Source organism: Pseudomonas syringae pv. cilantro (assembly GCF_001293775.1).
Taxonomy (GTDB): Bacteria; Pseudomonadota; Gammaproteobacteria; order Pseudomonadales; family Pseudomonadaceae; genus Aquipseudomonas; species Aquipseudomonas syringae_P.
This window is the reverse complement of the sequence record NZ_LGLN01000029.1, coordinates 14449-36028: the sequence shown is the minus strand read 5'-3', so window position 1 is coordinate 36028 and position 21580 is coordinate 14449. Positions and strand designations below refer to the sequence as shown.

General features: G+C 57.7%; 16 protein-coding genes. 12 read left to right on the top strand and 4 right to left on the bottom strand.

From position 1 onward, the window contains the following. Positions 1 to 236: 236 nt before the first annotated feature. The 3 genes from ABJ99_RS05055 (at position 237) to ABJ99_RS05045 (ending at position 3031) form a co-directional block, all read left to right on the top strand. Positions 237 to 461 carry a hypothetical protein gene (locus ABJ99_RS05055; protein ID WP_054084865.1) on the top strand — a complete coding sequence of 75 codons (225 nt, stop codon included), beginning with the start codon at positions 237 to 239 and terminating at the stop codon, positions 459 to 461. 210 nt (positions 462 to 671) lie between these two features. Beyond that, positions 672 to 2294: an ATP-binding response regulator gene (locus ABJ99_RS05050; protein WP_162491555.1), complete on the top strand. Its 1623-nt coding sequence runs from the start codon at positions 672 to 674 to the stop codon at positions 2292 to 2294. A 230-nt stretch (positions 2295 to 2524) separates the two neighbouring features. Beyond that, positions 2525 to 3031 (top strand): hypothetical protein, encoded by a 507-nt coding sequence (locus ABJ99_RS05045; protein WP_054084863.1) that lies wholly within the window; start codon positions 2525 to 2527, stop codon positions 3029 to 3031. A 54-nt stretch (positions 3032 to 3085) separates the two neighbouring features. Here ABJ99_RS05045 and ABJ99_RS05040 read toward each other — a convergent pair whose 3' ends face one another. Together ABJ99_RS05040 and ABJ99_RS05035 are read right to left on the bottom strand one after the other, a co-directional pair. Continuing rightward, entirely contained in the window at positions 3086 to 3586 is a 501-nt protein-coding gene (locus ABJ99_RS05040; protein ID WP_042913797.1) for a lipoprotein, read from the bottom strand. Positions 3587 to 3870: 284 nt separating this feature from the next. Further along, positions 3871 to 5139, bottom strand: coding sequence for an OmpP1/FadL family transporter (locus tag ABJ99_RS05035; protein ID WP_054084936.1), 1269 nt, complete (start codon positions 5137 to 5139; stop codon positions 3871 to 3873). A gap of 602 nt (positions 5140 to 5741) precedes the next feature. Here ABJ99_RS05035 and ABJ99_RS05030 point away from each other — a divergent pair. The 4 genes from ABJ99_RS05030 to ABJ99_RS05015 all read left to right on the top strand — a co-directional run bounded on the left by ABJ99_RS05030 (position 5742) and on the right by ABJ99_RS05015 (position 13495). Beyond that, the gene (locus ABJ99_RS05030) at positions 5742 to 8735 is read left to right on the top strand and encodes an autotransporter domain-containing protein (protein ID WP_054084862.1); all 2994 of its coding nucleotides are present in this window, start codon (positions 5742 to 5744) and stop codon (positions 8733 to 8735) included. A gap of 362 nt (positions 8736 to 9097) precedes the next feature. Then, positions 9098 to 9955, top strand: coding sequence for a DUF1868 domain-containing protein (locus tag ABJ99_RS05025; protein ID WP_054084861.1), 858 nt, complete (start codon positions 9098 to 9100; stop codon positions 9953 to 9955). 74 nt (positions 9956 to 10029) lie between these two features. Beyond that, on the top strand, positions 10030 to 12312 hold the full coding sequence (locus tag ABJ99_RS05020) for a TonB-dependent receptor family protein (RefSeq protein WP_054084860.1): 2283 nt from the start codon (positions 10030 to 10032) through the stop codon (positions 12310 to 12312). Positions 12313 to 12430: 118 nt separating this feature from the next. Beyond that, complete coding sequence (locus ABJ99_RS05015) at positions 12431 to 13495, top strand: LacI family DNA-binding transcriptional regulator (protein WP_054084859.1); 1065 nt, start codon at positions 12431 to 12433, stop codon at positions 13493 to 13495. Positions 13496 to 13659: 164 nt separating this feature from the next. Here ABJ99_RS05015 and ABJ99_RS26640 read toward each other — a convergent pair whose 3' ends face one another. Further along, positions 13660 to 13818, bottom strand: coding sequence for a hypothetical protein (locus tag ABJ99_RS26640; protein ID WP_007251615.1), 159 nt, complete (start codon positions 13816 to 13818; stop codon positions 13660 to 13662). A gap of 181 nt (positions 13819 to 13999) precedes the next feature. Then, the gene (locus ABJ99_RS05010; protein WP_054084935.1) at positions 14000 to 15577 is read right to left on the bottom strand and encodes a carbohydrate porin; all 1578 of its coding nucleotides are present in this window, start codon (positions 15575 to 15577) and stop codon (positions 14000 to 14002) included. Between the two features lie 167 nt (positions 15578 to 15744). Here ABJ99_RS05010 and ABJ99_RS05005 point away from each other — a divergent pair, with 167 nt between their 5' ends. The 5 genes from ABJ99_RS05005 to ABJ99_RS04985 are packed head-to-tail and all read left to right on the top strand — an operon-like array spanning position 15745 to position 21511. Continuing rightward, on the top strand, positions 15745 to 17019 hold the full coding sequence (locus tag ABJ99_RS05005) for an ABC transporter substrate-binding protein (protein WP_054084858.1): 1275 nt from the start codon (positions 15745 to 15747) through the stop codon (positions 17017 to 17019). 21 nt (positions 17020 to 17040) lie between these two features. Next, entirely contained in the window at positions 17041 to 18000 is a 960-nt protein-coding gene (locus tag ABJ99_RS05000) for a carbohydrate ABC transporter permease (protein WP_054084857.1), read from the top strand. After that, on the top strand, positions 17997 to 18839 hold the full coding sequence (locus ABJ99_RS04995; protein ID WP_054084856.1) for a carbohydrate ABC transporter permease: 843 nt from the start codon (positions 17997 to 17999) through the stop codon (positions 18837 to 18839). Before ABJ99_RS05000 ends, ABJ99_RS04995 begins: the two co-directional genes overlap by 4 nt. Positions 18840 to 18866: 27 nt before the next feature. After that, positions 18867 to 20012, top strand: coding sequence for an ABC transporter ATP-binding protein (locus ABJ99_RS04990; protein WP_054084855.1), 1146 nt, complete (start codon positions 18867 to 18869; stop codon positions 20010 to 20012). Beyond that, positions 20009 to 21511, top strand: a complete 1503-nt coding sequence (locus ABJ99_RS04985; RefSeq protein WP_054084854.1) for a glycoside hydrolase family 32 protein — start codon at positions 20009 to 20011, stop codon at positions 21509 to 21511. The genes ABJ99_RS04990 and ABJ99_RS04985 overlap by 4 nt, the downstream gene beginning before the upstream one ends. Positions 21512 to 21580 lie beyond the last annotated feature (69 nt).

Below are 21580 nucleotides of genomic sequence, written 5' to 3'. Positions count from 1 at the left end.
GACAAAACATGCGCGGGCCTACCGACATGTACAGTGTTTAAAGCGCGGGTATTAAAGCGTTAGCGAACGACCACCTCAATAGCACACATGAACTAGTAGCCAAAAGACACACGCACAGATAGCTCATGTGTACTATTGCGACTCGGTTCAGGGGGTGATTTTAATAAGGCCGTCTGTCGTAGATCGCTGCTACGAAGACTTAACTTATCAATGACCCGTTCAGAGGAAACGACGCCATGACTCAAGCAATTAGCCCACAGAAAGCAAACGACGCGCTGCATGCCGGCCAGGAAGTCCGACTGTTGAATGAGGCGGAGCTGGATCAGGTGGGTGGCGGTATTGAGTTCAGTGCTTTTGGTTATACCTTCGCGGGCGGTGAGTCATTTGCCCCCGGCCATAACTACGCATCTATCACCAACTCGCGCGGTATTCCGATTTATTACACCACCTGGCAGAGCTGATAAAGCTATTACACGCAGGCTACAGGACCCGGACTCACTCCGGGTTCCGTACTCACGAACATCACAAGCCCGCTGAAATTCTTGAGCCCCTCCTCTTATCCAGATCACTGTACCGCCCTCGACGCGCTGAACACCTGATGTACCTCTCAGCCGTACTGGAATGACCAGGAAAACCTGATGTCGATGCTCTCCCGATACAGAGACCTGGAAATGATCCAGGCCCTGTTGCGCATGGCCGTTATTGCCACATCTGCGTTGTACGCATTGATCATGCATGCACTGGACGACATGTCCAGCGGCCGAATGTGGGTCATTCTCGGCTATTGCCTGGGCTTCGCCGTCGTCGGTATCGGTCTGATCTGGCGTATTGCAGTACGGCCCGGCGTGTCTACCCGGCGCAGAATGTTCGCGCTGGTCGTCGACAACATGGCCGGGATAGTTACCATCACCGTGGGTGGCGAACCGATGCTGCCGGTTTATTCGGTGATGCTCAGCATGACGGTGGGTTATGGCATGCGCTACGGGCGCAATTACCTGTTGCTGGCGACCGGCCTTGCCTTGGCGTCGTTATGCCTGATCATCCAGCTCACGCCCTTCTTGCAGGAGCATCCCGCCGTTGCGATGATGATGATCCTGACCATGCTGGTGCTGCCGTCGTTCGTTTACTTCCTGCTCTCGCGGCTGCACATCGCGCTGAATGAAACCCAGGCGGCCAATGAGGCGAAATCACGGTTTCTCGCCCAGGCGAGCCATGACCTGCGGCAACCCATTCACTCCATCAGCCTCTTCACCGCTTGCCTGCGTGATGCTTCACTGGGCACAGACGAGCGCCGCCTGGTCGAAAATATTGATCGGGCACTCAGTGCGGTAGAACAGCTTTTCCGCTCGTTGCTGGATATCTACACCCTCAATCAGGGAGAAGTGAATCCACGCTTAGAGACGATTGATGTAGACGCATTAATCAATGGCCTGGTCAGCCAGAACAGTGAGGCGGCCAACTGGTCCGGCGTTGAAATTCGCGTGCGCCCGTGTCGGCAACATATACGCAGCGACCCCGCACTGCTGCGCACCCTGCTGCAAAACCTGATCTCCAACGCCTTCAAATACGCCCCCGGCAAACCCTTGCTTATTGCCGGCAGACGCCGCAACGGGGCATTGGACATCGGCGTTTACGACATGGGTCGCGGCATTTCGGAAAAGCATCTTCCTCATCTGTGCAACGAGTTTTATCGCGTCCGTGAAGAGCGTGATCAAGACATCGAGGGCGTAGGGCTTGGGCTCAGTATCGTCAAGCGCATCGCCGGCCTGCTGAAGCTGCACATCAGGATTGGTTCACGCCTGGATAAAGGCACTGCGGTGGTTATCAGCGGGCTACCAATCGTGGCGGCACGGCCAATTGCGCCCGTCCCGGACATCGACTGGAACAAGCGCCTGCTGGGAGGCTTACGTGTTCTGCTGATCGAGGACAATTACAACGTTCTGCAAGCCACCGCGATGCTGCTGCGTAAATGGGGTTGTGACGTGCAGACCGCGTCCGCCATCCCTCAGGCGAGTGTCGATTGCGACCTGGTGGTGACCGACTTCGACCTTGACCGAAGCGCCACCGGCGCCGACTACATCAGCTACCTGAGCGAATTGCATGGCCGCCGGATACCTGCAATCGTCATCACCGGCCACGAGCTTCAGCACGTTCAGCAATCCCTGAATGACCCACAGATACCGGTGTTGTCCAAACCCGTGCGGCCTGCAGAACTGCGTTCACTGCTCATGAGTTTCAAGATGGACTTGATGCAAACGACGAGTCGTGGAACGGCGTCCCTTACCGGGTCTTGAGTGCGATAATCAGCTAATGGCAAGTGCGTTAGTGTGACTAAAATGGCGTTAATTACCTTACTAGCACACCTGTACTATGGTGAATACTTACGCCATTAGCCTAAGCTAAGAAACAAACAACATCAGCATCTATAGACGTTGCAAAGCCTGCCACCAGCAGGCTTTGTCGCACGTTTCTGTCTGTCTATAAAAAACCTTCAATAACTGACTTACCTTCAGGGGCACTCGGCATGGGCAATTATTATTCACTGGCACGGCTAAAAGTTTTAGCAGTAGCGATAACGGTCATGGCCACTTTGACAGCCTGCTCGACGGGAGGCAGTAATCCTCTTGGTGGGCTGGAATCACTGACGGGTGAGCCCAAGTTTGAGCCTGACTATATAAAAGCCAATATCATTCCTAAAAAATCGACCAAATCTCAAATCCGCGCGAAATTTGGTGCTCCGAATTCGGCGGAAGATGATGTAGGCGACAACTCCGCAGCGTGGTGGTACGAGCGCGGCGAATCAGGCGTGGCGATGCTAAAGAAAATGGCCTACAAGTACAGTTACAAGTACGGCAGCGGAGCGGCGGGGTCAGCATTGGGGCAGGCAGATAACCACTTGGGAGATGCCGAAGACGTGATGGATGACGTCAGTACCGTCACAGGAACGAAGAGTACGGGTATGAAGAAAGTGATCAAAAAGATAGTCATACACTTCAACGGCGAGACGGTCGACCGGTTCTACACGTACTGACCGCTCAGCAATGAGTTTGAAGCCGGTAATGCTGCGATTACCGGCGCCCAACGGTTACTTTTGAAGCGTAAACTCAGCCTTGTCAAAAGACAGCCAGCAGGAATCATTGTCGGTCCATTTCGACTCGGTGGTGCCGAGAACACCCTTCATCACAATCTTGTCGCCTTTCTTCAAACCGCTGATCTTCTTTTTGTTCACCAGCAGATCATCGCGGGTCAGCCCCTGGCCGGTGCATTTGGGGTTCTTCGGGTCAGTGAAGATGATCGCAATCTGATTCTGACCGATGACCGTTCCGGTTTTGGTAATACGCTGCACAACACCAGGGATGATCAATGTTTGAGCGTCCCATTTTTCCTTGGCGGTCACCTCATTGGTTTCCCAGTCGTTCCAGATTTCCGTCAATGTCGTTTGCTTGGCGGCTGTCAGCCCACGAAGATCCCCACTCAGCAAATCTCCGGTCTGGTCAAAGACCCCGTTTGTCACCGACATGGCCTGATCAAGCCCCGCGCATCCTGACAAGGCCAGAACTAACGGAAACAAGGCTGCACTTTTCATTCACACACTCCGCCGACTGATCGATGCAGGATTTACCCACGCATCAATTATTTAAGTAAACACTACACACACATCGCACGCGACTGTATCCACGACCTGAGGGCGTATCAATAGTACAGATGCGCTATACGGCGTACTGTTTTTGATCACAGAAGCAAGCCATCAAATTTTTATGTCACCCACGCAAAAACCTGGACCTTCCTCGAGCCTGTCCAGGCTAACTGACAGGCATTAGAACAACGCCCGGAAAATTTAACCGGGCATTATGAGGGTGTCTTTCAGGATCAGAATCTATACGTCGCCCCAATACCGTACAAACTCGCATGGCTTTTGTACGTCGCACTGTAACTGCCCAGTGCATTGGCGCGACTGACATCGACACTTTCTTCCTGAAGATACGAGTAGGCGACATCCAGGCTGAGTTGTGGCGTGACGTCATAACCCGCCCCTACGCTGAAGACCTCGCGATCCCCGGTCGGCGTACGGGGTGAACGCCCGGTATTACCGGTCGGCGACTGATCGAGCATCACGCCTGCACGCAACACCCACTGCGGATCCAGCCTGTACGCAGTGCCGATCGCGTAAGCCCATGTATCGTGCCAGTTCAGGCCTTCCTGAATGGAGCCGGTCAGTGCCGAAGCCAGCGTGCCGCCTTGCGCGGCCGAGACCGGCTGATTGCGCAGGCTCAAGTCCTGCATGCTGCTCCAGCCTGTCCAGGTCGCACTGGCGTAAAGTGTCCATGCGTCACTCAGCGCCTGAGTCACTGAAAAATCGTAAGACTCCGGCGTGGCCACTTTCAACGTGCAGTCGTAACGGTTGCTCGCAAGCAACTGCGGTGGCGTTCCTGCGCCGGTCGAAACTTGCGTGTGACAGCCCAGCTTGTAATCGACCTTGGAATGGTAGGTCAGGCCTACGCGGGTGGAGTCGGTTGCATTGAATAACACGCCGATATTGAAGCCCACAGCAGTGTCGTCACCTGAAACTTTGACGCGGGTGTCAGCAATGGCCGGATTGAGCGTGATGTCTGATTCAAGCGTCCCGGCAATTCGATTGAACGTCGGGCCGAAGCCAATCGACAGCCTGTCATTGAAGGCGTAGCTGATGGTGGGCTGCAGCGTCACCACCTTGATCTCGCTTTTGCTGGCGAACATGCGCCCCTGAAAACCGTTTTCATAATCGGTGGATAACCCGAAGGGTGCATAGAGCCCCAGGCCGAACGCCCAGTGCTCATCGATTTTCCGGGTGAAAAAACCAAACGGCACCGAGCTGAAGGGCACCATATCGCCGTCATTGCTGCCCCGTGAACGACCGGCTGCATGGCTGATATCAGTGGATGCGTCCACGAACGTGGCACCCATGGTGATCTGGCTGTCGTCCAATCGCGCCATACCCGCCGGGTTGCCGTACACCGTGCCGGCGTCCTCGGCCATTGACGCGCGACCGGCCTGGCCACTGCCCATGCCGGCGATGCTTTGCTCGGTACGGGCAAAACCGCCAGCAAGAAGATGAGAGGATGCCAATACCGCGGCGAGGCCAAGTGTAGTCTTCAACAGGGTCATTTTTATCTACTGCAATCGTGATGTTCAATTTGCCGACGAAAGATCATCGGCAAACGCCTGATTGAAAGAGCACGAAGGAACGCGCCACTCCAGGCAACCACCCGCAGTCTGTCAAAAACAGGGCTGCGCATCGTCCAATTAGCATCGCATTACACTGAACTAATCTTACCCGTGAGCGCCTGCATTTTTCATCGAGCCCATTCGGTAAGTGTGGGAACTTTATGCTGAATGCGCTCAAGTCGCTGGTACTTTTTGCGAGCAGATAAACGCACCCGCATGAGAGTAGTGACTGCCACCGCAGACTTCTATAGTACAGATGAGCTATTGAACTACGGCATGCGTGGAGAACTGATTAGTTGTGGCGAAATTGGCGGCCCGCTAGTACATGCGTGCTATATCCATTACTACTCCCTCTCCCGATACTCCCGACGTTGGCAACCTGCCGAACGGAAAACGCCTAAGCCCTCAGGGCTGGCAGCCACCCTTGTGGTCTTTATGGAGTATCTGGAGTCGCTATGAACCCCTTATTTAGAATATCCCCCCTTGCTTTTGCGATTACTCTTGCGCTGCTCCCGGAGGCCCATGCAGTTGACTATGTGCTCACTAACGGCCAGGAAACCTTTAACAGCGACCGCGTAATCGATGGCGCGATCGACGTCCGGTCAACTGACGGTAATACCTCCAGCCTTACGATCAACAATGGCGCAACGGTAACCAGCGAAGGCGGCCGTATCGTGGGTCAAGCCAGCCGTACGGGCGTCAACCAGGCCCAGGCCAGCGTTATAGTCGAAGGGGCTGGGTCGCGCTGGATCGTGCCCCGCACCTCATTCGTGCTCGGTAACACGATCCGTATCGGTGATATAGGACAGGGGAGCATGACCGTCCGCAACGGGGGCCAGGTATCAGTGCGGGATCTGCGGCTTAGTGACAGTGGCAACAGTGCCAACCAGTTTTCAAACGCAGAGTTGCTGGTGAGTGGCCAGAACTCGCTGGTCGACGCGGTCAACATCGACGCCAATAGCGCAGGTTTTGTCTACAAGTCGAGCATCACGCTCAATGACGGCGGCAAAATCAACAGCCAGCAGGTAGACATCGAATCCACCACCCGACTTTCCGGCGCAGGAACACGCTGGGACAACAGTGGCTCCTTCTTGAACAGAAACGACCTGACCCTTGAGAGCGGCGCAGTGCTGACGAGCGACTCTATGCGGCTGGGTTCGGCAGTTATCAACCGCAGCAATCAGGTCAATGTGACCGGACAGGGCACCCGTCTCGACGTGCAAAGTATGACGCTGGGCACCAACGAAACCCGCACCTACCTGACACTGGCCGACGGTGCCGAACTGAGCGCTACCAACGGTATCCTTATCAGCACTGTGAACGACATCAACAATGCGACAAGGGGAACGCTCATTGTGGGCGGTCCGCTCGTGGTCGACCCTAACCGTACTGATATCGATTTCGTGAGTGCCGGAACACCTCAGGCGGCCGGCCGACTGGCCCCGCAAACCGCTATTACCTTCGGCACCGGCAACGGACACTTGGCATTCAACCATACCGACACCGATCTGCAGTTCGCCAATACGCTGAACGGAACGGGTCGAGTGTATGCGTTCAACGGCAATACCACGCTGAGCGGCGACACTTCGGGGTTGGCCGGTGGCGTCGTGGTGCGCGGTGGTCGACTGGTGTTGTCGGGGAACGTCGACCAGGTCAATCAGCGCGGCAACACGGCCACCACCCAAAGCGTTTCGCAGTTTAACGTAGGCAACGGCACCCTGGTGGTCAACGGCATTGCGGGCCGCACTGAGTTCGGGACCTACACCAACAGCGCTCAGGTACTGGACGGAGGTATTCTGGCTGGCGTCGGTCAGGTGGGCACCACCCAGGTCGCTGCCGGCGGTACGCTGTCGCCCGGCGAAAACGCCATCGGCGCACTGGCCATACAAGGCGACCTGGACATGGCCGCCGGCTCACGCTACGCCGCAGACATCGCCGGCGACGGCAGGGCCGACAAGATCAACGTGAGCGGCACCGCCACCCTGCGCGGTACGCAGGTCAACGTGACCGCGCTGGATCCCGCGCAGAGCTATCAGAGCGGCAGAACCTACACGCTGCTCTCCGCTCAGGGCGGTCTGGTCGACGGCGCCGCCGCAGGCACTGCCTATGCCCAGGCACTGACCAACTCGGCGTTCCTGAATGTCGGGCTGCAACGCACGGCCAATGATCTGAACCTCACCATTGAGCAGAAAAGCGTAGAGCCGACTCCAACGCCGACGCCTACTCCTACTCCAACTCCAACTCCAACTCCAACTCCAACTCCAACTCCAGAACCGACTCCGACCCCGGAGCCTACACCTACACCTACACCTACACCGGAACCGACTCCGGAACCGACGCCAACACCAACACCAACCCCGACGCCGACGCCGACACCGACACCTGTGCCAGCTCCAGCTCCAGGCATTTTCCAGTCCGTCATGCTGACCCAAAACCAGTTCAATACCGCTGGCGCGCTGAGCGTACTGCAACAAAGCGGCGAACCCCTGCGCCTCTACAACAACCTGCTGATTCTGGATGCCGCAAGCGCGCGCAACGCTGCCGATCAACTGTCCGGCGATTACCACAGCAGCACGTCGACCGCACTGATCGCCAACAGCCAGGTGGTGTCCGGTGTACTGGGAACCCGTGTGCGTAATCTGCTCGACAGCGGAACACTGCGCATGCCGGCCATGGCACTCAACCTGATGCCAAGCACGCCCGCCGCCGAAAACGGTGCGTGGGTGCAGCCATTCGGCAACTGGACCAAGGTCGACGGCAACAACGGTGCCGGCGGTCTGAGCCAGAGCACCGGCGGCCTGCTGTTCGGTGCCGACGGCAGCTTCACTCCTGACTGGCGTGGCGGCGTCTACGCCGGCTACAGCCGTTCGAAGTTCGACGCCGACGACCGAGATGCCGAAGGCCACAGCGATAACTACCACCTGGGTCTCTACACCGGTGGCCAGATCGACGCCCTGCGCCTCAGCGCCGACGTCGGTTACACCTGGCACCGTCTGGAGAGCGAGCGGAACGTGGCGTTTGCAGGGTTCAGTGATCACCTGACCGGCAAACGCAACGCCCAATCGCTGCAGGCCAGCGGTGAAGCGGCCTACCAGATCCCGCTAGGCAGCGTGGCTCTGGAACCTTTCGCCGGTCTTTCCTACGTGCGTTACGACGCCAAGGATCTGCACGAAAAAGGCGGACCAGCCGCTCTGGACGTGTCCAGCGACAAGCAAGATACCGTCTTCTCGACGCTCGGCCTGCGCGCATCGACCAACACCCGTATCGCGAACCTCGACACTCAGGTCTACGGCTCGCTGGGATGGAGACGTGCCTTCGGTGATCTGGATCCGCGCAACGACCAGAGCTTTGCCGGTGGTCCAAACTTCGAAGTGCAAGGCGTAGCTCAAACCCGCAACACGGCGTTGACTGAAGTAGGCGCGAAACTGCGCTTGAATCGTCAGACCGACCTGGGCCTTTCCTATCAAGGGCAGTTCGGTACCGACACGCGCTTCCATTCGGTAAACGCAGGAGTAACGGTCCGCTTCTGACCGTCGTTGCAACGTCGGGCTGGATGACCATTCGGGCAGGTTTGCCTTGGGTGGTGTCCGGCCCGAACTTTTTGGACAGCCTTTCGATATAGGGTTTCTGGCAAGCATCGAAAGCGCAGCGGCGCTTAGCTCGTTGGTTCCCGTAAGTAACGTTCCCTCCTCCAGCTGAAAACCGCACCCCGTCAGCTTCATCTCCCGCCGCACACTTGAGCCGATCAAAAAAGCCTGAAACAAGGTCGCCTGTCACTTCTACGTCATAAACGAAAGGTATTTTCTAGCAAAATTAGAACGTTCTAATTTTAAAAATCAGTGGACTCGTCCTACTTGGTTTTCAGCAGAGAAACGCTAACGGAATTAACCCGATGACGAACGTCGACATGCTCCGCCGCACCTTTTTGCTGCAAACCACTGCCCTGACTGCCGGTGCGGCATTTGCCTCGTCCCCGGCGTCGACCCTTCTCGCACTGCCTCAGGACAAGAGTGAGAAGCCCTATGACGTCGATCGTAAATTCTATGAGGACGGCAAAGCCCGGCCATTTGCCGGGAACACGATCATCAGTCAGATCCCGTTACGCACCCCGGCAAACGACGCGCTTACCTTGGTCAGAAATACATTGGCCACTCATGAGTTCAGTCAGTGCCTGAGCCTGTTACCGCCCTCCAGTTATCACATGACCGTCTTCGAGGGGGTGATCGACGAGCAGCGCAAAGCCCCCTTTTGGCCCGCCGAAGTGCCCCGCGACGCTAAGGTTCAGGTGTGCACGCACCATTTCACTGAGCGCCTGATGAATTTCGCGCTTGAAGAAAACTTTCGGTTACAGATGCGGTTCGACGAATTCAACGTCTACCGGGACAGCGGCGCCACCCTACGGCTGGTGCCGGTCAACCTGCAGGAACGCGGCAAGCTTCGTGACCTGCGTGATCGTTTGGCGCAGTGTCTGGGCATACGCTCACCCGACCATGACAACTATGGGTTTCACATCACGCTCGGCTATCTGGTGCGATGGATGACCGCTGAGCAAACGCGCGACTACGCGAGTATCCAGCGGGATTGCCTGGGTTATCTGCGTCAAACATTCGACTCGATAGAGCTGGATGCTCCCCGGTTCTGCACCTTTAACGACATGCTGGCGTTCGATGACAAATTCGCCATCGGACAGCGACCGCAGTGCCTCACCCATTTACCACGCAGCCAAGACCACCCTCCATCAGCGGGGTGATCACAGAAACACCCTCACGCCACGCCAGCCCAGCACCCAGCCAGCCCTCTTCTGCCTGAAAGGACATGAGTGACATGAACATCAAACCGATGCTGAACCGGCAACGGCTACCGGCCGCTTGCCTGAAAATGGCCCTGGCCCTGCCAGTACTGCTCTTGGGTCAAGCCAGGGCGGATGACCAGGCCAATGCTCCGCAAGAGCCCGACGCCACATCGACGACCCTGGGTACAGTCTCGGTCATCGGCCAGGGTGAAACCCGGCAGGTTCAGCGCGTGACGGAACAGGATACAAAAGCCTATACGGCCGGCAGCAACCCGATGAAAGTCCTGCAACGCCTGCCGGGGGTCAACTTTCAGTCAAGCGACCCTCTTGGCCGCGAATTGGGTAGCCAGCGCATCAGCTTGCGCGGTTTCGATATGCACCATCTCGGTTACACACTGGACGGCGTGACCTTAGGCGACATGAGCTTTGGCAACTTCAATGGGCTGACTATCAACCGCGCAATCATCCCTGAAAACATCGCCAGTACCGAGGTGGCCGAAGGCACGGGAGCGTTAGGCACGGCGTCCACCAGCGACCTGGGCGGCACCCTTCAGTTCACCAGCGCAAACCCGGATAAAGAGCCGGGCCTGCGCTTGTCGCAAACGCTGGGCAGCTATGAAACAACGCGTACCTTTCTGCGCGCCGACTCGGGTCAGTACGAAGGCCTGGCGGCTTACGTTGCCGCCGAGAACTACGACGCCGACGCCTGGAAGGGAGACAGCCCACAACGCTCGCACGCATTTAACGCCAAGATCACTTATGATTTCGGCGAACACCGCGTGAGTTTCTATCACAGTCAATCGGAAACCAAAGAGTCGACTATTCCTTCACTTTCACGTAGCCAGATAGACCGGCTCGGCTACAAGTGGACTAACTATGCACCCGATTGGCAGCGGGCCGTCAATGCTGCGAACGGCATTTTCAGCGGTGGCGTGACCAGCGTAAGCGATGCCGTCTACAACTCGAGCAACTTGCGTAACGACGAACTCGACATCCTCAGTGGCTCGTTTGCGCTGAGCGACGCGCTGTTGCTTGATACCACTGTGTATCACCATCACAACTCCGGTGCTGGCAACTCCTACTATCCGTTTGTTTACAACAGCGGCGCCACCTCCGTCCCCAGCAACTCGATTCGCAGCACCTTTTATGGCATCGACCGCACAGGCTTTCAGAGCGTGCTATCCTACTACGTAGGGGACCATGAATTACAGGCCGGAATGTGGGTACAGTCCAACAAGAACTCTGCTGATCGTTACCTGTTTGACACCACAGGGACTGCCCCACAAAGCGGTATTGTCGAGGTATCGGGCCTGCCCCGCGTCGCAACGATTCAGGCCCAGGACTATAACGATCTGACGCGCCAGTTCTATGTACGCGATACCTGGACGCTTCTGGACGACCATTTGAAGCTCGAATACGGTGCCAAGCACGTTGTCACCACCTCAACCGCAAAGGGCAAGGGGAGTTCGGCGAGCGGTTCACTTGAAGCCCGTGACAACTTTCTTCCGCAAATCGGCGCCACCTACAAGCTCGATGAACAAACTGAAGTATTCGCCTCCTACGCAGAAAACCTGGCAGCGTTTCCCAGTGGCACCTCCAGCCCATTGTTCACCAGCCAGACCACGCTGAATGCGCTGAACGGCTTCAGGGATCTGAAACCTGAAACCTCAAAAACCGTCGAATCGGGCCTGCGCCATACGACACAGGCCTACACCGCGTCTCTGGCCTTTTATGGCACACGCTTCGACAACCGCTTGCTGGCCATCGCCAACTGCACCGGCATCGTGATTTGCCAGAACGGCGTTGCCAACGTGGGAGCCGTCAGCAGCCGTGGTGCCGAACTCTCGCTGGCATTCACCCCGGATCCGCATTGGCGCTGGTCTAACACCATGACTTACAACCGTAGCGTGTATGAAGACAACTACAGCAGTAACGGTACCGTAGTCGCAGTCAAGGGCAAGGATGTGATCGACGCTCCGCGCTGGATGCTGTCCAGTAGCCTGGACTGGCAACTGGACCATTGGAGGGCCGGGTTACAAACCAATTACATGGACAAGCGCTATTACACGTATACCAATGACTCGAATGTGGATGCCAACTGGGTGACCAACGCCAACATGGGGTATGACTTCGGAAAGTTTGGCGATTTGAAAGACACCACACTGTCACTCAATCTGGTCAACCTGTTCGACCGTCGCTATATCTCGACCATCAACACCGACTCCAGTGCAGCCACTGACCCCGCGGGTAACTTGCAGATTCTGAAGGTGGGCTCCCCGCGCAGCGCGTTCGTCACGCTGAGTACCCGCCTGTGACCTGATGCCTTGGCACGGCGTGTTGCACACACGGTAAACCCCAGCCAGAATCGTGCCCCGTGCCCTCACCTGGCGGGTGAGCGTGCACTCCGCACGCTGGGGTTTATCAGGGGCAGTCATGCAAAGTAACGTAAAAAGAATCACCATTCGGGATGTCGCCGATGCCGCCGGGGTAAGTTTCCAGACCGTGTCGCTGGTCATTAACCATCCTGAGAAAGTCGCCAGGAAGACTCTGGCCAGAGTCCAGGAAGTGATTCGCGAACTGAATTTCGTCCCTAGCGTGGCTGCGCGCGCATTGCGCAACATCCCCACGAAAACCGTCGCCTGTCTCTTCTTTGGCGAACGCAGTGCTTATGACGATCGTTCGCCACAGATTCAAGACACTTACTGGAACAACGTTGTCCAGGCGCTTGGCCTGGCTGCGGACGATGCGGGTTATTCACTCCTGCAACGCAAGCCCTCCGCACGCCAGGCACCGGCAGTTGAGGAGATACTCGATCTCTACCGTTCCGGGAGCATCGTTGGCATCGTTGCAGTGGTCGAGCAGCCTGATCATCCCGTGTTGGTCGAACTCAGCCAACATAATGTCCCGATCATTCTGTTTGGGACCATGGACCCAAACTTTGCCTATGTGGCCCAAACCAACCGCCTCGCGACTGCGCAGATCGTTGATGAGCTTTACAACGGCGGCTGCCGTCATATCGCGTTCATCGCAGGAGAAAGAAACGGGCACACCAATCAAGACATCCAGGAGCGCTATCTCGGTTATCTCGAGGGTCTGAGCAAGTACGGTTTATCTGCGGATAATAGCTGGAACATTGCTGGCGACTGGTCCATGGCCAGTGGTCTGCAAGTGGCGCAACGCTTGAGCTCACTTGATCGACGTCCCGATGCGATGATTTTTTCCAGCGATCGAATGGCGTTGGGAGCCCTGAAGGGTTTGTACGATCTGGGACTGCACGTCCCCGACGATATCTGTGTGGTCGGTTTCGACAATATGCAATATGACGACTTCAGCATTCCGACGCTGACCAGCGTCGAATCGCCGCTGTTTGATATGGCGACTGCGGCGATAGAACTTCTGCTTGAAAAACTTGCAGGAACATCGGGTCATGAACCTGCGCAGGTGATTTTCCCAACAAAACTCATCACCCGAAACAGCACACGACGTCACCGTACGTGAGCAGAACTCACGAAGTGCGTACTAACTGATTTTGAAAAGCTTGTGGCCTATCCACTGACAGCCCTCGCTACATCCGCGTAATACGAGAACTCGCAACAATACGACGGCGGCTGACCTCAGCCAGCGCCGCCAACGGCAACCTTCAGCTCAGGCAGGTGCCTGACTCAAGCCTGCTCGTCTTCCTTGTCATCATCGTCGTGCTTGAGTGCCGGCTTCATGCCTGGCTGGGGCGCGTGCTCGGCATTGGGGGCGATTTCTTCGCCGTGGTTCTTTTTCTCTTGCTGAACTTTTTTGTCGTGGGCGACATTACGTGGATCGGTCATGGGAATTCCTTGAGTGGGCAGATGATTCAATCACCCATCGACGCGATACGTTGATGTTGAGCGCCGGGGCAAGATTTGGAGTCAGGTCGGGCGCAGGCGTTCAGTGCATTTCAACCTGCGCTCTGGTGCTGCAAAAGCCGGTAACTCTGCTCTGCGGGCGCAGGTGTATGTCGTCCAGAGCCTAGAACCAGGTTTCCATCTGGATTCCGAATTGCCATACGCCACCGGCGCTGAAGTCGCTTTTGCCGAAGTTGCCGGTCGTGCTGTAGCGGTCCAGGTCCGAAGACCAGTTCATGAGGCTTGCGAACACTCGCAATTCGGGACGCGTGAGCAGGTCCCCCATGTCCGGCTTGAACGTCGGCGCAACCGTAAACTTCCAGAAGTTACCGTCCACTGCGTTGCGTTGCAGGTAGCCTTTGGGGTCCAGGTCCATGGTTTGCCAACTCAGCTCGTAGGCCATTTCGAAGTTACTGTTGATCTCGTTGGCCAGGCGCATGTTCAGCGTGAGCCAGCGGTAATCGTCGCCTTTGACGTATCGGTCTTTGCTCTGCTCGGCCAGCAGGCTGGGGCCGATGCGCCATCCCGGCGCGATAGGCGTCTCGCCGTACATGGCCAGACGCACCGCGCGGGCGTCGTCGAGCAGTTCACCGTCCGAGCCGATGTCCTTGACCTGCGCACCCAGACCTTGCCCATAGAGCAAGGCCGTCTTGAAGAACCCTTCTCTGCCGAAAAAATCTTTCTGGTGATTAGCCAACATGGTGTGCAGGCCCGAGTCTGCGGGCGCAAAACCGGCTTGATTGGTGCGCGTACCGACGTCGTTTTTCTTGGCGCCAATGGCGTTGAACATCCACTGCCACTGACCATTGTCGAAGAATTGGTTGGAGGTCAGGATGTAGCTTTCCACATCGGCATCGACGCCGCCCTCACTGAAATCTCCGTAGTTACGTCCGATCAAGGAATAGTTCGAGCGCCAGTCCTTGGTCATCTGCACATCGTAGATACCGCCACCGGTGCCAGCCAGAAAGACCACGTCCGAGTCCAGCCAGTGAATATCGAAATTGTCCCTGTCGAATCGCTTGCCAGCCCACAGGGTGGCGTTCTCGAATACCGGGTTACCCTTGAACGCGGCGATATGGTCAAGCTCGGTGAATACCTGACGCACGTTCAGGTTGCTTTCGGTGGCCGTCCAGTCGTTATAGCTTTCAACGCCATCGGCGATTGAGACAGTGAACTTGGAACGCGTGCCGTTCTGCGCATAGATTTCTTTCGACAGATCGAAGCGCATGTAGGTGTCGTCTTCGTTACCCAGTCGCCCGACCGCACCGCCGACTGAACCCGCCGGGGTCGTATAAGGCCCGCCGCGGCCGCCACCCAAACCGTCATTGATCAACAAGCCGGAACGGGCATAGCCCTTGAAGCTGAAGCCGTCGGTGAGGTGTGCGGCACCGCTGGGCTTCTCCATGCTCAATTGGCGGGCTTCGAGTTTTGCCACGCGCTCATCCAGGGCAGGCGCCGGGCTGGCCGCCACAGTGGGTGCCACAGCAGGCGCCGCAGGCTGCAAAGCAGGGTTGGCGAGTTTGAGTTGCTGAAGCTCCCGGGCGAGCGCCTGGGTTTGCTGTTCGGCTGCGGCTGCACGTTTTTCCGCAGCGCTGGCTCGGGCTTCAAATGCGGCCATCCGCTCTTCCAGAGTCGCGGCCTGAACGACGGTTGTCGAGGTGCCGAGTACCCCTGCGAGTAGCCATCTTGATGCGTTCTGCATGTGGACTTCCTGTTTTGTTTTTATTGTTTTTGTGACGTTGGCCAAGCCTTTTTCCTTCAGCGCAAAATTGTGCGAATCGAAGAAAAAAGGGTGCCACATCGAAAATACGCTGTTACATTGACGATGTTAACGTTAACTTTTATAAAAACAAAAATAAAGAGGGCTCTATGAAACAGCTGAAATCTCTTCTTCCTGTGGCGCTGCTCACCCTGTCTGCGGGGTTCTCTGCGCTGTCGAACGCAGCCAGTCTGACGATCTCGTGCGGGGCCGTCGGAGCGGAATTGCAACTGTGCAAAGAGGCGGTTGATACCTGGTCGAAACAGACCGGCAACGACGTTCAGGTGGTGTCCACGCCTAACTCGGCAACCGAGCGCCTGTCGTTCTACCAGCAAATCCTCAGTGCCAAGTCCACTGACATCGACATCATTCAAATCGACATGGTGTGGCCCGGCATGCTCGCCAAACACCTGACGGATCTGCGCGAGCTACTTCCAGCGGATGCGACACAGGGCTATTTCCAGGCTCAGGTGGACAACGCCACCGTTGACGGCCGACTGGTGACGATGCCCTGGTTCACCGACTCGGGGTTGCTGTACTACCGCAAGGATTTGCTCGATAAGTACCAAAAGCCGGTTCCCCAGACCTGGGAGGACATGACGGCCACCGCCAGGCACGTGCAACAGGCCGAACGCGAGGCAGGGAATGCCAATATGTGGGGTTATGTCTTTCAGGGGCGCGCTTATGAGGGCTTGACGTGCAATGCCCTGGAATGGATCAGCAGCCAGCCGGAAGGCGGGCTGATCAACCCGAAAGGGGACATCGTGGTGAAAAGTACCGCCTCGAAAACTGCGCTGACCCTGGCCAAAAGCTGGGTCGGCGACATTTCCCCGCGCGGCGTACTCAACTACACCGAGGAAGAGGGGCGCGGCGTATTCCAGTCGGGAAATGCACTGTTCATGCGCAACTGGCCTTATGTCTGGGCGTTGGTGCAAAGCCCGGACAGCGCGGTAAAAGACAAGGTCGGCATCGCGCCCCTGCCCCGCGGCGGAACCAACGGCACCCACGCCTCCACACTCGGAGGCTGGGGCCTGGCAGTTTCGCGCTACAGCGCCAACCCCAAGCTGGCGGCAGAGCTGGTGGCCTACCTGACCAGTGCCCGAGAGCAAAAGCATCGTGCCCTGGCAGGCGCTTACAACCCGGTGATCGAGTCGCTTTATAACGATCCCGAATTGCTCGCGGCCATGCCTTACTACAACCAGTTGCACAGCATTCTCGCCAATGGGGTGATGCGCCCCGCCGCCATCACCGCCAGCGGCTACCCACGCGTATCCAACGCGTTCTTTGACCGAGTGCATAGCGTGCTGGCGGGCGATTTGCCGGTCGATCAGGCACTGCTTGAACTGGAAACCGAACTGACGCGCATCAAACGCCGCAACTGGTAAGCCACACGCAAGGAAATCACCATGCCTTCTTCTACCGACTTCCCCCGTGACGACATTCTCATTACCCGGGAAACGCCTGTACAACGTCGCAGGGTGCGCGCAGCGTGGCTGTTTCTGACGCCGATGCTGGTGTGTCTGACGCTAGTGGCCGCCTGGCCGTTACTGCGCACATTCTGGTTCAGCCTGACCGACGCCGATCTGTCGGATACCGAAGGCAGCTCATTCGTCGGCCTGAGCAATTATCTGTTATACGACGGTGCCATCTGGTCAGGCGTGCTGGTCGATTCGCAGTGGTGGAACGCGGTGCGCAACACCTTGCATTTCACCGTGGTGTCGGTAGGTCTGGAAATGGTCCTGGGGCTGTTGATCGCGTTGCTGCTGAACGTCAAGTTCACCGGCCGCGCGCTGGTCCGTGCGCTGATTCTGATCCCTTGGGCAATTCCGACCATTGTCTCGGCGAAGATCTGGTCGTGGATGCTCAATGACCAGTTCGGCATCATCAACCACTTGATGCTGGGCCTTGGCTTGATTGACGCGCCTCTGGCCTGGACGGCAGATGCAGACCTGTCGATGTGGGCCGTCATCATCGTCGACGTCTGGAAGACCGTGCCCTTCGTCACCCTGCTGATGCTGGCGGCCCTGCAGATGCTGCCGAGCGATTGCTACGAAGCCGCCAGGGTCGATGGCATTCATCCGTTGCGGGTGTTCTGGCGTGTCACCTTGCCGCTGCTGATGCCGGCCTTACTGGTTGCGGCGATCTTTCGCATTCTCGACTCACTGCGGGTATTCGACGTCATCTATGTCCTGACCTCCAACTCTTCGAGCACCATGAGCATGTCGGTCTATGCCCGCCAGCATCTGGTGGAGTTTCAGGACGTGGGTTATGGCAGCGCAGCCTCTACCTTGCTGTTTCTGGTTGTGGCCGTGATTGCCCTGCTTTATCTGTACCTCGGACGTCGCCAACTGGAGGTGCGCTCATGAACCTGCGCCAACTGAAAAAAGCACTGCTGCGCCTGGGCTTCTGGTGCCTTGTCGGGATCTTGCTGTTCTACGCGATCTTCCCGTTCTACTACGCCATCGTGACGTCACTGAAGCCGTCCAGCGCCTTGTTCGAGGCGAGCTACTGGATCACCAAACCCGACTTCTCCAACTACGCGGCGGTCCTCAGCCAGGCTTCATTTCTGCAGGCTATTGCAAACTCGCTGGTGGTTTCGCTGTGTGTGGTGATGCTCGCGCTGTTTCTCGGGCTGACGGCGTCCTATGCCTTGGGCAGGGTCAAGTTCCGTGGGCGCGGCACGGTCCTGATGATGGTGCTCGGCGTGTCCATGTTTCCCCAGGTCGCGGTACTGTCGGGGCTGTTTGAAGTGATCCGCGCACTGGGGCTCTATAACACTTCGTGGGCACTGATCCTGAGCTACACGATTTTCACCCTGCCCTTCACCGTCTGGGTGCTGACCACCTTCATGGGTCAACTGCCGCATGAACTGGAAGAAGCAGCCATCATGGATGGCGCCTCGCCCTGGGTCACGCTGACCCGCGTGCTGTTGCCGCTGTTGTGGCCTGCGCTGGTCACCACCGGCCTGCTGGCTTTTATTGCCGCGTGGAACGAATTCCTGTTTGCCCTGACCTTCACCCTGACAGACGCCCAACGCACGGTGCCGGTCGCCATCGCCCTGATTTCGGGCGGCAGCTCCCACGAATTGCCCTGGGGCCTGTTGATGGCGGCGTCGGTACTGGTGACCGTCCCGCTGGTGATTCTGGTGCTGATCTTCCAGCGCCGCATCGTTTCCGGCCTCACTGCCGGCGCTTTAAAGGGTTGATGCACAACCATGACAAGGAACAGCATCATGATGAAATTGAAGCTAGCCAACATCAACAAGCAATTGGGCGGTACGCGCATTCTGCGCGACGTCAGCCTGGAGATCGCTGCGGGTGAGTTCGTTGTGTTCGTCGGCCCGTCTGGCTGCGGAAAGTCGACGCTGCTGCGCCTGATCGCCGGGCTGGACTCGATCTGCGACGGCGACCTGCTGATCGACGGACGACGGGTCAATGACCTGGAACCGCGCGAGCGTGGTGTCGGCATGGTCTTTCAGTCCTACGCGCTGTACCCGCACATGAGCGTTTACGACAACATCAGTTTTGGTCTCAAGCTGGCCAAGACAGAAAAAAGCAGCCTGCGCGAACGCGTGCTGAAAACCGCACAGATCCTGCAACTGGACAAACTGTTGCAGCGCAAACCCAAGGAACTGTCCGGTGGACAGCGTCAGCGGGTAGCAATGGGCAGAGCCATGGCGCGGGAACCGGACATTTTGCTGTTCGACGAACCGCTCTCCAACCTCGATGCCTCGTTGCGGGTGCAGATGCGCAACGAAATCGCGCGGCTGCATAAGCGGCTGGGCTCGACCATGATCTATGTCACCCACGATCAGGTAGAGGCGATGACCCTGGCGGACAAGATTGTCGTGCTCAACGGCGGTCAGGTCGAACAGGTTGGCTCACCACGCGAACTCTATGAGCGCCCCGCCAGCCGCTTTGTCGCAGGTTTTCTGGGCTCGCCGAGAATGAATTTTCTGCCAGTACGCTTGCAGGCACCAGGCCGCGACAGCCTGATCGATATCCCGGCACTGGGCATGACATCCCTGCCCTTCGACAGCTCGAATCTGGCCAACGGTGCGCAATTGACCCTGGGTGTTCGTCCGGAACACATCTCCCTGACTGCGGCGAACAACGGCGTTGGCGTCACGGTGACCGGTGTCGAATACTTGGGCAGCGAGGTCTACGTGCACCTGGCTACCGGCGAGAGCGAACCCTTGATTTGTCGCTGCGATGCCAAGGCTGGTTGGCGGGCAGGCGATCAGGTCGCGCTGCAATTCGATGACAGCAACCTGCACGTGTTCGACGCCGATGGCCTGGCCCTGAAGCGTCATGCCGACGCCGGTCAGCAGCTGACACCCGGCACCACGCCGCACCTCGTACAAGCAGGCACCCTATGAGTTTTTCTGTAAATGCCATGAGCAACCCGATGTCGCCCGCCCTCGAGCGCGCGCACCATGCGCTTGAGGAGGGCCTGTCGCAGGTCATCCGCGATTATCGACCCGGTTACCACCTGGCCCCGCCTGCGGGCTGGATGAACGACCCGAACGGCGTGGTGTACTTTCGCGGCGAATACCACGTGTTCTATCAGCACCACCCCTTTGACGCGAAATGGGGCCCGATGTACTGGGGCCATGCCAAGAGTGCTGATCTGGTCCATTGGCAGCAACTGCCAATTGCGTTGGCACCGGGCGATGACTTCGATCGGGACGGCTGCTTTTCCGGCAGCGCCGTGGTGTGCGGCGATACCCTGGCGCTGATCTACACCGGGCACACCTGGCTGGGAGAGGTGGGCGACGAGCGTTTTATCCGTCAGGTGCAGTGCCTGGCCACCAGTGTCGACGGCATCCACTTCGTCAAACACGGCGCCGTCATTGACAGCCCTCCGCAAGACACAATCATTCATTTCCGTGACCCGAAGGTGTGGCATCAGGATGACCACTGGTACCTGATTGCCGGCGCGCGCCTGGGTGACCAGCCACTGCTGCCGCTGTATCGGTCTGCGGACCTGCACACGTGGGAATTCGTGAGCTATGTGTCCAGTGGCAACGAAGGCGACGGTTATATGTGGGAATGCCCTGACCTGTTTCGCCTTGATGGGCGCGATGTGCTGCTTTACTCCCCGCAAGGCATGCCGGCCCAGGGCTACGAGCGACTGAACAAGTTCCACACCGGCTACCGAGTGGGCCAGGTCGACAGCCAATGGCAGTTCAGCGGCGGGCCTTTTATCGAGCTGGACAACGGTCACGACTTCTACGCAGCGCAGACCCTTGTGGCGGCCGATGGCAGACGCCTGGTGTGGGCATGGCTGGATATGTGGGAAAGCCCGACACCTACCACGGCGCATCACTGGCGCGGAATGCTCGCCCTGCCACGCGAACTTGAACTGCGCGACGAGCGCCTTTGCGTGCACCCTGCACGCGAACTGACGGGGTTACGCGAAGCGTTATTGCCAGGCACCCCGTGGTGGAGTGAAACGGGCACCCGGTGGGTGACCGAGGTGCGAGGCGACTTGCTCGAAATCGAGGTGCACCTGGACCTGCTCGATTGCCTGGAAGGCCACTTGGGAGTGGCACTGCGTTGCAGCGCAGATGGCAAGGAGCAGACGCTGCTTTATTACGATGCATCGCTAAAGCGTTTGGTACTGGACCGTGACGCGTCAGGCACCCACGTCAGCGGTCAACGCAGCGTGGCAATAGACCCCCGACAGGGCCGACTGGAACTGCGCGTGTTCCTTGATCGCTCATCCATCGAAGTATTTGAAAAAAACGGCAGCTTTTCCTTGAGCAGCCGCCTTTATCCGCAGACCGATAGCCTGGGGGTGAAGCTGATTGCCGACGGAACCGGAGGCCGAGTCTGTATTGCCAACGCCTGGACGCTCTCCTCGGGCTACCTGTAGGTCACATTATTGAAGTCGCGAAAATAATCAGGCCTCTGTAGCATGATAATCATCAGTCAACCTGACAGG